The sequence below is a fragment of the Paenibacillus litoralis genome, assembly GCF_046244365.1.
Taxonomy (GTDB): Bacteria; Bacillota; Bacilli; order Paenibacillales; family NBRC-103111; genus Paenibacillus_V.
Genome location: NZ_CP176395.1, coordinates 8,404,231 through 8,417,988, shown reverse-complemented (window position 1 = coordinate 8,417,988; position 13,758 = coordinate 8,404,231). Strand labels below are relative to the sequence as shown.

Sequence of the window (13,758 nt, the reverse complement as noted above, 5' to 3'; positions counted from 1 at the left end):
TATAAATATCCTCAACATGTGAATAATGTGTGGGAGGATAGGCATACTACTAGTTTTGGATAACAAGGGAATCCAGAGGAAGCGACGTTCGAAGGAGGGTTAATTTCATGATCGAGATTGAAAAGCCTAAAATAGAGACCGTATCGATAAGCGAGGAAGGCACATACGGCAAATTTGTCGTAGAACCGCTGGAACGCGGCTACGGCACAACGCTCGGGAACTCGCTGCGGCGGATCCTCCTTTCGTCTTTGCCTGGAGCGGCTGTAAACTCCGTGCAAATCGTTGGAGTACTGCATGAGTTTTCTACGGTACCAGGTGTTGTCGAGGATGTAACGGAAATCATCCTTAACCTCAAAGGGTTATCGTTGAAAATTCATTCCGACGAAGATAAAGTGCTGGAAATTGATGCGGAGGGCGAAGGGCATGTTCTTGCCGGAGACATTCGCGCAGACAGCGACGTGGAGATTCTGAATCCGGATCTTCACATTGCTACGCTAGCACCGGACGCGCGTTTGCAAATGCGCATTCTGGCTAGCCGCGGGCGCGGTTATGTACAAGCCGACAAAAACAAAAAAGACGATCAGCCGATCGGCGTTATTCCGATTGATTCGATCTACACCCCGATCACCCGCGTTAATTATTCGGTAGAAAATACCCGCGTTGGCCAAGTGACCAACTACGATAAATTAACTCTCGAAGTATGGACCGACGGGAGCATTCGTCCGGAAGAAGCGGTAAGTTTGGGCGCTAAAATCTTGACTGAACATCTTATGTTGTTCGTCGGATTAACGGACGAAGCTCGCGATGCGGAGATCATGGTCGAGAAAGAAGAAGACAAGAAAGAGAAAGTATTGGAAATGACCATCGAAGAGCTGGATCTTTCCGTACGTTCTTATAACTGTCTGAAACGTGCCGGCATTAACACGGTTCAAGAGCTGATCACGAAAACCGAAGAGGACATGATGAAGGTCCGAAACTTGGGCCGCAAATCCCTTGAGGAAGTTCAAGAGAAGCTTGAAGAACTCGGATTGGGTCTTCGCGTAGAAGATTGATCCGCAACGAATACAGAAGGAGGGAACAACATGGCATACCAAAAGCTTGGTCGCGATTCCAGCGCACGTAAAGCATTGTTCCGTGATCTGGTAACCGACTTGTTCATACAGGAACGCATTCAAACGACCGAAGCGAAAGCAAAGGAGCTCCGCCCCATTGCCGAGAAGCTGATTACGCTGGCTAAACGCGGCGATCTGGCTGCTCGTCGTCAAGTAGCTTCGTTCGTACGTCGCGAGCCTGCAAACGGCGAACAGGATGCAATCCAGAAGCTGTTTTCGGAGCTTGCTACCCGTTATTCCGAGCGTCAAGGCGGATACACTCGCATTTTGAAGCTGGGACCTCGTCGCGGGGACGCAGCGCCTATGGTGTATATAGAGCTTGTCGATCGTGCGTAAATGACGGATGGGAAAGGGTGGACAGAATCATTTGATTCTGGTGAAGCCCTTTTTTTGTAGGTTTGGGAGAAGCGTTATCATGCGTAATGTCAAGCTAAACGTCAGCTACGAAGGAACGTTATATTCCGGGTTTCAAACACAGCCGCATCGCAATACGATTCAGGATAAGCTAGAAGAGGCCGTTGCCTCGCTTACCGGTGAAACGGTTAAGATTATCGGATCCGGTCGTACCGATGCCGGCGTTCACGCCAGAGCGCAGATCGTTAATTTCGAAATTTCTTCGAAAATACCGATCGAGCGCTGGTGCCTGGCGATGAACTCCAGGCTGCCCGAGGATATCGTCGTTTATGCCGCGGAGGAAGCACGGTTCGATTTCCACGCTAGAAGGTCGGCTAAACGGAAGACCTATCGGTATTCGATCCGTTATGGACGTCATCCCGATTTGTTTACGCGCCGTACGACTTTCCACCATCACGCTCCTTTAAACACGGATCTGATGCGTCAGGCGCTTGCCATGCTGGAAGGCGAACATGACTTTACTTCGTTCTGTTCGATCCGTTCGTCGGTAGAGTCACACGTGCGGACCATTTTCGAAACCCGGCTGGAAACAGTCGTTGACGAACGTAGCGTAGATGGTCAAGCAGGTGTGATTCACATGTACATTACCGGCAACGGTTTTCTGTACAATATGGTTCGCATCATTGTCGGGACGCTGATCGAAATAGGCGAAGGAAAGCGAAGCCAGAACGACATGCAGCATATTTTGGATGCCAAAGATCGTAATACGGCGGGTCCGACGGCCGAGCCTCATGGGCTTATGCTATGGGATGTCGTGTACTGACGAAATCCTTAAAATGTTTATGTCTAGGCCTTGCGAATATCTTCGCTATATAGTATGATTATAGTTGGTTTTCATTACTGGCTATCCCACAGCCCCGAGTGTGAAACCATGTTGCGATGTAAATGATTTGGGTATTTATAACCCGTTAAATGCAAGACAAGGTAAAACACAAACGTAGTGAACCGAGTGTTCGCTTGGTTTAGGAGGATTAACGCTAATGAGTACCACATATATGGCCAAACCGCTTGAAATTGAGCGTAAATGGTTCGTTATTGATGCTGCCGGCAAAACGCTTGGTCGTTTGGCGAGCGAAGCGGCAAGCATTATCCGCGGTAAGCACAAGCCGCAGTTTACGCCGCACGTTGACACTGGCGACTTCGTTATCGTCATCAACGCAAGCAAAATTGTTCTGACAGGTAAGAAGCTTCAAAACAAGAAGTACTACACGCACTCCATGTACTCGGGCGGTTTGAAAGTAACTGTTGCTCAAGACATGCTGGCTAACAAGCCTGAACGTATGCTCGAGCTTGCCATTCACGGTATGCTGCCGAAAACGCGTCTTGGTAACAGCATGAAGTTGAAATTGAAAGTCTATGCTGGTGCCGAGCATCCGCATCAAGCACAACAACCTGAAGTTTGGGAACTTCGCGGATAATAAAGGGAGGACAGTTTCATGGCTCAAGTTCAATACTATGGAACGGGTCGTCGTAAACATTCGGTAGCGCGCGTGCGCCTTGTACCGGGTGAAGGACGAATCGTCATCAATAAGCGTGACCTGAACGAATACTTCGGTCACGAAACATTGAAGCTGATCGTAAAACAACCGCTCACGCTGACTGAAACGACTGACAAATACGACGTTTTGGTTATCGCACACGGTGGCGGTACTACAGGACAAGCTGGAGCAATCCGTCACGGCATTTCCCGTGCGCTGCTCAAAGCCGACCCTGAGTTCCGCGGATCGCTGAAGAAAGCCGGCTTCCTGACTCGTGACCCACGTATGAAGGAACGTAAGAAATACGGCTTGAAAGCAGCTCGTCGCGCACCTCAATTCTCCAAACGTTAATTTTTGGAGCGACTTTTATACGTTCAACACAAGGCCTTCTCTGTCTGCGGACAGAGGAGGCTTTTTTGCATTTCAATACACCGCGACAATAAGACGCAAACGTCTAAATGAGGCCGCATCATGCGATTGCATATTGCATTTTATGCAAATAGCGGCAACCTTTGCAGGGTTTAATTAATTGTGAACAGAAGTCGGAGAGAAAGATTCCATTTACCTTGCTGGGTGAGGTAGCGAATACGGCTAAACAAACGTAGTAACGCTTTCCAATAGTCCGTGCACCACCTAGGGAACAGCCCAATAAAATGAGGATATCGGGCTTTCATCCATTATAAGAAAAAGATTGACTTTTTATAGCGAACATTTATAATTGTGCTATAAATGTTAAATCGCATCGTAATAGTCGGAATTAATGGTTTTGGCAAAATGATGAGGAGGAACGTGTATGAATTTGTTCGAAAAAGAAGCGCTTATCGCGCAGGCCAGCGTCGATTTGGAGCACGAAACGCCGGAAGCGATTATTCAATGGGCCATTGAGCGGTTTCCTAATATAACGTTTGCATGCAGCTTTGGAGCCGAAGATGTCGTACTGGTTGATATGGTTCAGAAAATCAGTCCGAAAACGGATATTTTTTACTTGGACACCGATTTTCACTTCAAGGAAACTTACGAAACCAGAGACCGTTTGGAGCAAAACTACGGTTTGAAATTCGTACAAGTGAAGCCGGTGATTACGCCCGAGGAGCAAGCTGAGAAGCACGGAGAAGCATTGTGGAAATCCGATCCCACCCAATGCTGCAATATTCGTAAAGTAGAGCCGTTAACGCGAATTTTGGGCAATTACGAGGCATGGATAACGGGTATTCGCCGCGATCAGGCTCCGACTAGGGCCAATGCCAAAAAAATCGAGTACGACACGAAATTCGGTCTTGTAAAATTTAACCCGATTGCAAGCTGGACGTCGGAAGACGTGTGGGCATATATCCGGGCCAACAATATTTTTTACAATCCGTTACATGATATGGATTACCCGAGCATTGGTTGCGAGCACTGCACAAGACAAGTGAAGGCCGGTGAAGATCCGCGCGCGGGTCGTTGGGCGGGCTTTGAGAAAACGGAATGCGGATTGCATAAGTAAGCGTGCGTAATGACAGCACTTGCACCCGTTCAAGCGGGGATTCATTTCGGGAGGGACGATTATGGGAGAAACGATACAGGCGCATGGAGGCAAGCTGGTCAATCGGCTGGTCGAAGGAGAGGCAAGGGAGCAGCTTCTGGAGAAAGCGAAGCAGCTGACTCAAATTCCGGTAAACAGCTGGGCGATTTCCGATCTTGATCTTATTGCGGTCGGCGCATTTTCGCCGTTGACAGGGTTTATGGATGAAGCGGATTACCAGTCGGTTGTTCAACGTATGCGTCTTGCGGACGGCCAAGTATGGAGCATTCCGATCACACTCGGCGTAGAGAAAGAAGAGGCGTCGCGTATTCGGGTCGGCGAGCAAATCGCTTTGGTTGGAGAGTCCGATCGCGTAGTTTATGCTATTCTCGATGTTACAAGCGTATATGAGGCCGATCAGAAGCATGAGGCCATTCAAGTATATAAAACGGATAGCGAAGAGCATCCGGGGGTTCAGAAGCTTTATACGAAGCCATCCACATACGTTGGCGGTTCCGTGCAGGTTCTGAATCGTCCGCAGCCGGAGAAGTTCGGCGAGTTTTATTTTGATCCGTCCGAAACGCGCCGTATTTTTGCCGAGAAGGGCTGGAAAACGGTTGTGGGCTTCCAAACGCGTAATCCGGTTCATCGGGCGCATGAATATATTCAAAAGAGCGCGATGGAAATAGTGGACGCTCTATTCTTAAATCCGCTTGTCGGGGAAACGAAGTCGGACGATATTTCGGCTGACGTACGCATGAAAAGCTACTTGGTGCTCCTGGAAAATTACTATCCTAAGGATCGCGCCTTCCTGGGTGTTTTCCCGGCTGCCATGCGTTATGCAGGGCCAAGAGAAGCGATCTTTCACGCGCTAGTCAGGAAAAACTACGGATGCACCCACTTTATCGTCGGACGCGATCACGCAGGCGTAGGCGATTATTACGGCACATACGAGGCGCAGGAAATATTCCGCAATTTCACGGCTGAAGAGCTCGACATTACGCCGCTATTTTTCGAGCACAGCTTTTTCTGTACGAAGTGCGGCAATATGGCCTCCAGCAAAACTTGCCCGCATGACAAAGCGGACCATCTCCACTTATCGGGCACGAAAGTGCGTGCGCTTCTGCGCGACGGTATTTGCCCGCCAAGAGAATTTACGCGGCCCGAGGTTGCGGAGGTTCTGATCGAAGGTATGAGCGAGCAGCTCGTATCGGCGGACAAAGAGGCGTAAGCAACTTGTCATATTTGTCCACCCTGTCCCATAAGATGTAAAGACTCTTATGGGTGGGGTGGTTTTTTAATGCGGAAATTTCCTAGACATATCGTTGTGTGGATGAACTATCACGGTGTGTTAAAAATGGTTTCGACCGCCGTCCTTGTACTAATGATCGGTTTTATTTTCTCGTACGAGCTCCCCTCGACGAAAACATGGACGTATTGGACCATGCCGCTCTCCGGTAAGGTGATTGCGTTGGATGCCGGCCACGGAGGGCCGGACGGCGGAGCTGAAAGCAGCCCGAAAGGGATTATCGAGAAGGATGTGAATCTTGCGATTTCCCTTTATTTGCGCGATTATTTGCAGCAGGCAGGGGCCCTCGTCGTGATGACGCGCGAGCAGGATAACGATTTGGCAAGTCCGGATACGAAGGGATTGAGCCGCCGCAAAACGGAAGATCTGCAGAAACGCGTGGAGTTTATCCGTAAGCAAAAGTCCGATTTGATGATCAGCATCCATCTGAACAGCTATCCGTCCTCCAAATGGAGCGGAGCGCAGACCTTCTTCTATCCCTCGCATAAAGACAACTTCACACTCGCCAATTTAATTCAGAACGAGCTTAAGCATAATCTTGAGAATACGGATAGGGTTTCGAAGCAGGTTGATACGGTATTTTTGCTAAAATCGCTACAGATTCCCGCTGCTTTGGTGGAAGTAGGATTCTTGTCAAATCCCGAGGAATCCCGGCTCATGGCGCAGGAGGGGTATCAGAAGAAGGTGGCGGCATCAATCTACCAAGGCATATTGAGGTATTATTCGGGCGAGAAGTCGGAAGGTAAGAGCGACGCTGTCGGCTCCGGACAAAAAGGATAGCCTCCTGTACACGGTATGCTCAAATCGTGCTTAGAACAGGCTGCATGTAAGCGGAACTCAGTTATGGTATAATAATCGGTGTACAATACGTCCAATTCCGAGGTGTAACGATGGTAACGAAAGATCAGGTTCTGGAGGCCGTTGGCCATATATACGATCCCGAATATAAAAAAACGGTGACCGAACTCGGGTTCGTGCGCGATGTTATGGTGAAAGAAGGACATGTCGCCTTAACGTTAGTGCTTTCCGTAAATGACGAGGTATTGAAAGGACAATACCGTCAAGATGTTCAAGAGGCTTTGAAAGGTCTCGGCATTCAAGACGTTCATATTCGCTTTCGCGAAATTTCCGACCACGAGCGCGCTGAAATAGCCAAAAAAGCCGGACAAGGAGCGGGTGCACCCGCACCCAAGCAAGCGACTCCTCCGTCAGAGCTGCGCTCGCCCAACGTATCGTCGCTGCTTTCGCCGGATTCCGGCGTCCAATTTATTGCCATAGCGAGCGGCAAAGGCGGCGTCGGCAAATCGACGGTAACCGTCAACGTAGCTGCTGCTTTAGCGCGTAAAGGAAAGCGCGTAGGCATCATTGATGCGGATATTTACGGATTCAGCGTGCCGGATATGATGGGGATCGAAACCCGTCCGGAAATGGCGGATAATAAAATCATTCCGGTTGAGCGGTTCGGCGTGAAAGTCATCTCGATGGGCTTCTTCGTCGAGGACAACGCACCGATTATTTGGCGGGGCCCGATGCTTGGCAAAATGCTGCGCAATTTCTTCGCTGAAGTGCAGTGGGGCGAGCTGGATTACATGCTTCTCGATCTGCCGCCGGGGACAGGGGACGTAGCACTTGATGTCCATCAAATGATTCCGCAAAGCAAAGAAATTATAGTGACCACGCCGCATGCGACAGCTGCGTTCGTAGCCGCTCGCGCAGGCGCTATGGCCGTTCATACGAAGCATGACATTTTGGGTATCGTGGAAAATATGTCTTACTACGAAAATCAATCCGGCGAGAAGGACTATGTGTTCGGACGCGGGGGCGGCGCCAAGCTTGCCGATGAGCTGCATACCGAACTCCTGGCGCAAATTCCGCTTCGCGCACCGGATAATCATATTGCGGAGCCGGATTTTTCCCCTTCCGTATACAGCGCCGAACATCCTACAGGGCAAATTTATCTGGATGTCGCCGACAAAATTATCGCGAAGCTTGGTTAACTCGGCTTGCTTACTTATGCAAAAAGGACTGGGGGAGCCCAGTCCTTTTCTTATGCCGTTATTGCTCTTGCTTGTCCTGGGATGAAGAATCCTGCTTCTTATCCTTCTCTTTGGACTTTTCATCGCTCTTCCCCTTGCTTTTCCCCTTCTCGTCGGACGACTTGGCTTTCATATCCTCTTCGCTCGGCTTCATTTCGTCTTGCGCCACTTTTTTGAACAATTCCATCAGCTGGGCTTTGAACAAAGGGCTTTTCAGCGATTCCTCCATCACCGTCATAACCTGCTGACGATACTGCGGGCTCTTCATGACGGACAAAAGCATTTTTTCGTAATCCGTTGAATTCATGAGCTCCAGCATCGATTTCTGATATTCAGGATCCTTCATTAAATCCTTGTGAAGATCTTTATTCGATTTCTGAATCGCTTTGGCGAAGTCTCCGGCGAATTTTGGGTCGGTCATCGTTTTCTCGATCAATTTACTGTTGCTCGGATCTGTCAGGACATCCTTGACGGCTGTCTGGATTTGGACGCCTTCGCCGGATGAAAGCAGTTTGGCGGTCTTGTCTTTATTTTTTTCGCTGGCTTCTTTAATCGCTTTTTGTCCGTCTTCGGTCTTGAGCACATCCAGCACCATTGACTTAGTATCCTTATAGCTCTGCGTTTGGCTTTGGCCCCCGGAACCGGAACCGCATGACACTAAGAGCAAGCATGCAAGAAGGACGGGTATAAGGCGGATCCATTTGGCGCTCATCGTCAGGCGTACTCCCTTCTAAACAGGTCGTGTGCTTTTATTATGTCTGTCAGGCGTTGATTTATGACCGTGCCAAATAGCTTTTTATTGTGAACGTTGGTACAATGTACTAGGGCTATTTTTGCCTAAAATGCAAGAAGTGCCGCCATGAAACAACTAGTAAAAGGAGAACGGAACGTGACGCTTAAAAAATGGGGCTATCTGTTTTGGACGACGCTTGCTTGGGGCTCGGTAATTGCCGTCGCGGCAAGTATTTTTCTTGTTATGCTGTTCGATGATTTCAGCTTTCTGGAAATGACGGAGCCGGGCTTCAACTGGCAAACACTCATTTTTGCTTTATTGGGCGGCGCTTTAATCAGCACGGTAAGCCAGACCGGCTTTTTCGCATATTTGACCGTGCGGTATATTGCGGTAGGCATCATTCGCAGCAAATGGGTTTGGGAAGGACTGCAGTTATTTCTTGTTGCGGACGCACTGTTCTTAACGGCTTATTTAAGCTATACAACCTTCGCTGAAGAAGGGACAAGCTGGGTTCCTTACATTTGGCTGCCGCTCATTTTGCTTGCGGTTTCTTTAATCGTGTCCTATTGGAAAATGAAGCGCACGAACAAAAACGCCTTCATTCCGACCTTGTTTTTCATGGTAGTCGTTACTTTGATCGAAATGCTGCCTGTCCTTCGATACGATAGCGTGGCGGCCAATATTTATATGATGGGCACGTTGATTGTTTGCAATACATGGCAAATCATGATTCTTCATAAGCTCGTGGGCAACAAAAAAGAGCTGGCTTAGCAGCTCAAGATTGTTTCAAGGTCGGGTCGTCGACCGGTTTTTTGGTTACCTGGGCCTGCTTCATCAGCTCGGATACGGTAACGAATTCGTAGCCCTCAGCGCGCAGTTTATCAATAATGACCGGCAAGGCTTCATGCGTTTGTTTAACCGAATCGCTTGCATGCAGCAGCACGATATCGCCTGGATGCGCTTTGCTTACTACGCGTTCAATGATGTTTTCTGTTCCGGGATTTTTCCAGTCGAGCGAATCCGTATCCCATTGGACGACCGTGTAATTCAATTCATTGGCAATGCGGAGGACACGTTTGTCGAAATCGCCATTAGGCAAACGGAGGAGACTTGGTTCTTGTTTGGTTACATCGGACAAAATACGGTGAGCGGTTGTGAGCTGCTTACGAATCTCCTCATCGCTCAGGCTGCTGTAATTGACGTGCTTGTGGCCGTGGCTGCCGATTTCATATCCATGCTTCACGATATCGCCGACAATTTCTTGATGCGATTGCGACCAAGGGGACGATAGGAAGAACGTGGCTTTCTTTACGTTTTTCTTATCGAGCACATCGATAATCGGCTTGGTTCGCAATTCGCCCCAGCTAATATCGAACGTAAGGGCGATCAGTTTTTTCTCGGTTTGGACGCTGTATAAGGCACTTGGGTCGTTTTGCGTGAAAACCGAAACGTGATCTCTTTCCGCATAAATGATTGCTGCCGCAAATAACAGGGCGACGACGACGATCAAGTATTGCTTCAGTCTTTTTCCGTTTACCACATAAAAATAATTCACGATTGTTGCCTCCTCTGTTTTTCGCGCCGGACAAGCGCCGGCAGGCTTGGAATGCTTGTTTACTACCAAGTCTATGCTCGTACGATTAACTTATGTCTTGTACCGAATATTTTGGAAAGGAGTTGAGGTTATTGGGATTGAGCGTGTGGTATGCTCATTTGCGAAGCATGAAACGGGAAATCATCGTTTCCTTCATCATCTTTGCCATAGGCATGTACTTGGGCTACTCCAAACAGTTTCCCTCCATCGTTGAGGGTCAGATGAGCAACATGAAGGGAATTGCGGAAGCCATTCAGAATATGAAATATCCTCAGCTTTGGATGTTCGTTTTCATTTTCGTCAACAATGTCGTTCTCTCGCTGCTGGTTATGTATCTGGGTGCTTTTTTTGCGATCGCGCCCGTATATTTTCTAATCATGAACGGCTTGGTTTTGGGATATTTGGCTTCCACTCAAGTTAATGCCGATAATTGGTTTCTATTCGTGAAGGGCATCGTTCCCCATGGCATCATTGAAATTCCTGTGGTTATAATCGCTTGCGCTTACGGCATAAGGTTCGGTACGATCGCGACAGAATCGCTTATAAGCTTCCCTTTTGCCCAGAGAAGAGCGAGAGCAGCCGCTAAGCTAGTCGGTTTCATGAAGGTGACCATACCGTTTATGCTTGTTCTTGCATCATCTTTGCTCCTGGCGGCCATAATTGAAAGCACGATTTCGTATTGGCTAATCCGTTAAATTTTTACAAACCGACATTCATAAATTTCCAAAAATGTGAGCATAACAGTAAGGCGAAATGTTTTCGGTGCTAAGAAGTCGTATCGGGGACGTTCTTTACATGTGTGCGCTGGAGGGAGATTTAAGGATGATCGGTTTTTTGTTTAATGATCGGGAATGCAGGGAGTTGGACTACGTACTGCGCAAAGAGTTGGAAGAAATGCTATTCGACCTGAACGATCAAAGAATGGATCATGACACTAAAACAGCGATCGAAACCCGGTACAAAGTTATTTTTCGCATGTATGCCAGATTAGCATCACCGCGTGATATTTCCCGCTATGCGCGAAATAAGGTGCACCGTTAGCCGAAAGCCATCATTTGGATTGATGATTTAAAGAAATAAATGAAAAGTGTTGACACGAATGATGTTAATATGCTAAATTAGTCTTCCCTGATCAAGCTTGTCTTGTTAGGGGCAGATGATAAAGGGAATGAAAGAAACTAACTTCAAAAAAAGTTGTTGCATTCCGGATTGAAACTGTGGTATATTATAAAAGTCGCCGTTAAGCGCGGTGACGTAAGTAAGGAATTCGAAATTGTCCTTTGAAAACTGAACAATGAGCGAATAAAGCCAGCAAAACAAAGCAACAAATCGCATGAGCAAGTCAATATCGAAATAAAACGAAGCCTCGGCTTCAACTTTTATGGAGAGTTTGATCCTGGCTCAGGACGAACGCTGGCGGCGTGCCTAATACATGCAAGTCGAGCGGATCTTTCCTTCGGGAAAGGTTAGCGGCGGACGGGTGAGTAACACGTAGGCAACCTGCCTGTAAGACCGGGATAACTCACGGAAACGTGTGCTAAGACCGGATAGTTGGTTTCTCCACCTGGAGAGATCAGGAAAGACGGTGCAAGCTGTCACTTACAGATGGGCCTGCGGCGCATTAGCTAGTTGGTGAGGTAACGGCTCACCAAGGCGACGATGCGTAGCCGACCTGAGAGGGTGAACGGCCACACTGGGACTGAGACACGGCCCAGACTCCTACGGGAGGCAGCAGTAGGGAATCTTCGGCAATGGACGAAAGTCTGACCGAGCAACGCCGCGTGAGTGATGAAGGTTTTCGGATCGTAAAACTCTGTTGCCAGGGAAGAAGGGTGAGGAGAGTAACTGCTCTTCATTTGACGGTACCTGAGAAGAAAGCCCCGGCTAACTACGTGCCAGCAGCCGCGGTAATACGTAGGGGGCAAGCGTTGTCCGGAATTATTGGGCGTAAAGCGCGCGCAGGCGGTTGTTTAAGTCTGATGTTTAAACCCAGGGCTCAACCTTGGGTCGCATTGGAAACTGGGCAACTGGAGTGTAGGAGAGGAAAGTGGAATTCCACGTGTAGCGGTGAAATGCGTAGAGATGTGGAGGAACACCAGTGGCGAAGGCGACTTTCTGGCCTATAACTGACGCTGAGGCGCGAAAGCGTGGGGAGCAAACAGGATTAGATACCCTGGTAGTCCACGCCGTAAACGATGCATGCTAGGTGTTAGGGGTTTCGATACCCTTGGTGCCGAAGTAAACACATTAAGCATGCCGCCTGGGGAGTACGCTCGCAAGAGTGAAACTCAAAGGAATTGACGGGGACCCGCACAAGCAGTGGAGTATGTGGTTTAATTCGAAGCAACGCGAAGAACCTTACCAGGTCTTGACATCTGGATGCAAGCGTTAGAGATAGCGCCCTCCTTCGGGACATCCAAGACAGGTGGTGCATGGTTGTCGTCAGCTCGTGTCGTGAGATGTTGGGTTAAGTCCCGCAACGAGCGCAACCCTTGATCTTAGTTGCCAGCATTAAGTTGGGCACTCTAGGATGACTGCCGGTGACAAACCGGAGGAAGGTGGGGATGACGTCAAATCATCATGCCCCTTATGACCTGGGCTACACACGTACTACAATGGCCGGTACAACGGGCTGCGAAACCGCGAGGTGGAGCGAATCCTAAAAAGCCGGTCTCAGTTCGGATTGCAGGCTGCAACTCGCCTGCATGAAGTCGGAATTGCTAGTAATCGCGGATCAGCATGCCGCGGTGAATACGTTCCCGGGTCTTGTACACACCGCCCGTCACACCACGAGAGTTTACAACACCCGAAGTCGGTGAGGTAACCGCAAGGAGCCAGCCGCCGAAGGTGGGGTAGATGATTGGGGTGAAGTCGTAACAAGGTAGCCGTATCGGAAGGTGCGGCTGGATCACCTCCTTTCTATGGAGATCATGATGGCTGTAGGCTGTCGGATCAATAAGCTGGTTTTACTCGCTCATGTTCAGTTTTGAAAGGGCAATGCTCTTTCTTTGGTAAACGCAAATCGTTTGGTGACGATGGCGGAGGGGAACCACGCGTACCCATCCCGAACACGACCGTTAAGCCCTCCAGCGCCAAGGGTACTTGATCCGCAGGGATCTGGGAGAGTAGGACGTTGCCAAGCGAGCCCACTATTGTGGGCTTTTTTCGAGACCTCGGCGAGCGTATGCTTCGTTGATGACTCGGTATCCCGGTAAACGCCTTTTACCCAGTCGGGTAAGGAAACGTTTATCCTTGGGCCCTTAGCTCAGCTGGTTAGAGCGCACCCCTGATAAGGGTGAGGTCGGTGGTTCGAGTCCACTAGGGCCCACCAATTACCTTTTATAAAGTGATCGTTTGGGGCTCCCCGGAAAGTACTCGGAATAAGCTTCGAAGGATAACGTCACTTTGTGGGGAATTTGGGGCCATAGCTCAGCTGGGAGAGCGCCTGCCTTGCAAGCAGGAGGTCAGCGGTTCGATCCCGCTTGGCTCCACCAAACAGACTCCAGAAAATGGTTAAAAAAACCACTTGCAAAGAGTCGAAGAGATGTGTTACATTAGATCTCGCCGCTTTTGAGGCG

General features: G+C 49.0%; 14 protein-coding genes, 2 tRNA genes and 2 rRNA genes. 16 read left to right on the top strand and 2 right to left on the bottom strand.

All coding sequences use genetic code 11. The features are described from left to right. Nucleotides 1-107 precede the first annotated feature (107 nt). The 9 genes from ACKGJP_RS35405 to ACKGJP_RS35365 all read left to right on the top strand — a co-directional run bounded on the left by ACKGJP_RS35405 (nucleotide 108) and on the right by ACKGJP_RS35365 (nucleotide 7,814). Nucleotides 108-1,052, top strand: a complete 945-nt coding sequence (locus tag ACKGJP_RS35405) for a DNA-directed RNA polymerase subunit alpha (RefSeq protein WP_409343397.1) — start codon at nucleotides 108-110, stop codon at nucleotides 1,050-1,052. A gap of 30 nt (nucleotides 1,053-1,082) precedes the next feature. Beyond that, the gene (gene rplQ / locus ACKGJP_RS35400; RefSeq protein ID WP_113036302.1) at nucleotides 1,083-1,448 is read left to right on the top strand and encodes a 50S ribosomal protein L17; all 366 of its coding nucleotides are present in this window, start codon (nucleotides 1,083-1,085) and stop codon (nucleotides 1,446-1,448) included. A gap of 79 nt (nucleotides 1,449-1,527) precedes the next feature. Continuing rightward, nucleotides 1,528-2,289: a tRNA pseudouridine(38-40) synthase TruA gene (truA, locus tag ACKGJP_RS35395; protein WP_409343396.1), complete on the top strand. Its 762-nt coding sequence runs from the start codon at nucleotides 1,528-1,530 to the stop codon at nucleotides 2,287-2,289. A gap of 217 nt (nucleotides 2,290-2,506) precedes the next feature. Continuing rightward, nucleotides 2,507-2,944, top strand: a complete 438-nt coding sequence (gene rplM / locus ACKGJP_RS35390; RefSeq protein ID WP_409343395.1) for a 50S ribosomal protein L13 — start codon at nucleotides 2,507-2,509, stop codon at nucleotides 2,942-2,944. An 18-nt stretch (nucleotides 2,945-2,962) separates the two neighbouring features. Further along, the gene (gene rpsI / locus ACKGJP_RS35385; RefSeq protein WP_409343394.1) at nucleotides 2,963-3,355 is read left to right on the top strand and encodes a 30S ribosomal protein S9; all 393 of its coding nucleotides are present in this window, start codon (nucleotides 2,963-2,965) and stop codon (nucleotides 3,353-3,355) included. A 442-nt stretch (nucleotides 3,356-3,797) separates the two neighbouring features. Further along, the gene (locus ACKGJP_RS35380) at nucleotides 3,798-4,490 is read left to right on the top strand and encodes a phosphoadenylyl-sulfate reductase (RefSeq protein ID WP_409343393.1); all 693 of its coding nucleotides are present in this window, start codon (nucleotides 3,798-3,800) and stop codon (nucleotides 4,488-4,490) included. Nucleotides 4,491-4,551: 61 nt separating this feature from the next. Next, nucleotides 4,552-5,739 carry a sulfate adenylyltransferase gene (sat, locus tag ACKGJP_RS35375; RefSeq protein ID WP_409343392.1) on the top strand — a complete coding sequence of 396 codons (1,188 nt, stop codon included), beginning with the start codon at nucleotides 4,552-4,554 and terminating at the stop codon, nucleotides 5,737-5,739. Between the two features lie 69 nt (nucleotides 5,740-5,808). After that, the gene (cwlD, locus tag ACKGJP_RS35370) at nucleotides 5,809-6,597 is read left to right on the top strand and encodes an N-acetylmuramoyl-L-alanine amidase CwlD (protein ID WP_409343391.1); all 789 of its coding nucleotides are present in this window, start codon (nucleotides 5,809-5,811) and stop codon (nucleotides 6,595-6,597) included. A 110-nt stretch (nucleotides 6,598-6,707) separates the two neighbouring features. Beyond that, nucleotides 6,708-7,814, top strand: a complete 1,107-nt coding sequence (locus ACKGJP_RS35365) for a P-loop NTPase (RefSeq protein ID WP_409343390.1) — start codon at nucleotides 6,708-6,710, stop codon at nucleotides 7,812-7,814. A 58-nt stretch (nucleotides 7,815-7,872) separates the two neighbouring features. Here the strand turns inward: ACKGJP_RS35365 and gerD are convergent, their stop codons facing one another. Beyond that, nucleotides 7,873-8,565 carry a spore germination lipoprotein GerD gene (gene gerD / locus ACKGJP_RS35360; protein ID WP_409343389.1) on the bottom strand — a complete coding sequence of 231 codons (693 nt, stop codon included), beginning with the start codon at nucleotides 8,563-8,565 and terminating at the stop codon, nucleotides 7,873-7,875. Nucleotides 8,566-8,742: 177 nt separating this feature from the next. On the opposite strand from gerD, the gene ACKGJP_RS35355 reads away from it, so the two are divergent. After that, entirely contained in the window at nucleotides 8,743-9,357 is a 615-nt protein-coding gene (locus ACKGJP_RS35355) for a KinB-signaling pathway activation protein (protein WP_409343388.1), read from the top strand. Nucleotides 9,358-9,361: 4 nt separating this feature from the next. On the opposite strand, the gene pdaB is transcribed toward ACKGJP_RS35355, so the two are convergent. Continuing rightward, nucleotides 9,362-10,141, bottom strand: coding sequence for a polysaccharide deacetylase family sporulation protein PdaB (pdaB, locus tag ACKGJP_RS35350; protein ID WP_409343387.1), 780 nt, complete (start codon nucleotides 10,139-10,141; stop codon nucleotides 9,362-9,364). Between the two features lie 131 nt (nucleotides 10,142-10,272). On the opposite strand from pdaB, the gene ACKGJP_RS35345 reads away from it, so the two are divergent. The 6 genes from ACKGJP_RS35345 to ACKGJP_RS35320 all read left to right on the top strand — a co-directional run bounded on the left by ACKGJP_RS35345 (nucleotide 10,273) and on the right by ACKGJP_RS35320 (nucleotide 13,674). Beyond that, nucleotides 10,273-10,875 (top strand): stage II sporulation protein M, encoded by a 603-nt coding sequence (locus ACKGJP_RS35345; protein WP_409343386.1) that lies wholly within the window; start codon nucleotides 10,273-10,275, stop codon nucleotides 10,873-10,875. 127 nt (nucleotides 10,876-11,002) lie between these two features. After that, complete coding sequence (locus tag ACKGJP_RS35340; RefSeq protein WP_409343385.1) at nucleotides 11,003-11,221, top strand: hypothetical protein; 219 nt, start codon at nucleotides 11,003-11,005, stop codon at nucleotides 11,219-11,221. Nucleotides 11,222-11,558: 337 nt separating this feature from the next. Continuing rightward, nucleotides 11,559-13,099, top strand: a 16S ribosomal RNA gene (locus ACKGJP_RS35335). A 106-nt stretch (nucleotides 13,100-13,205) separates the two neighbouring features. Beyond that, nucleotides 13,206-13,322, top strand: a 5S ribosomal RNA gene (rrf, locus tag ACKGJP_RS35330). Between the two features lie 112 nt (nucleotides 13,323-13,434). Then, nucleotides 13,435-13,511 (top strand) — tRNA-Ile (locus ACKGJP_RS35325). A gap of 87 nt (nucleotides 13,512-13,598) precedes the next feature. Then, nucleotides 13,599-13,674, top strand: a tRNA-Ala gene (locus ACKGJP_RS35320). Nucleotides 13,675-13,758 lie beyond the last annotated feature (84 nt).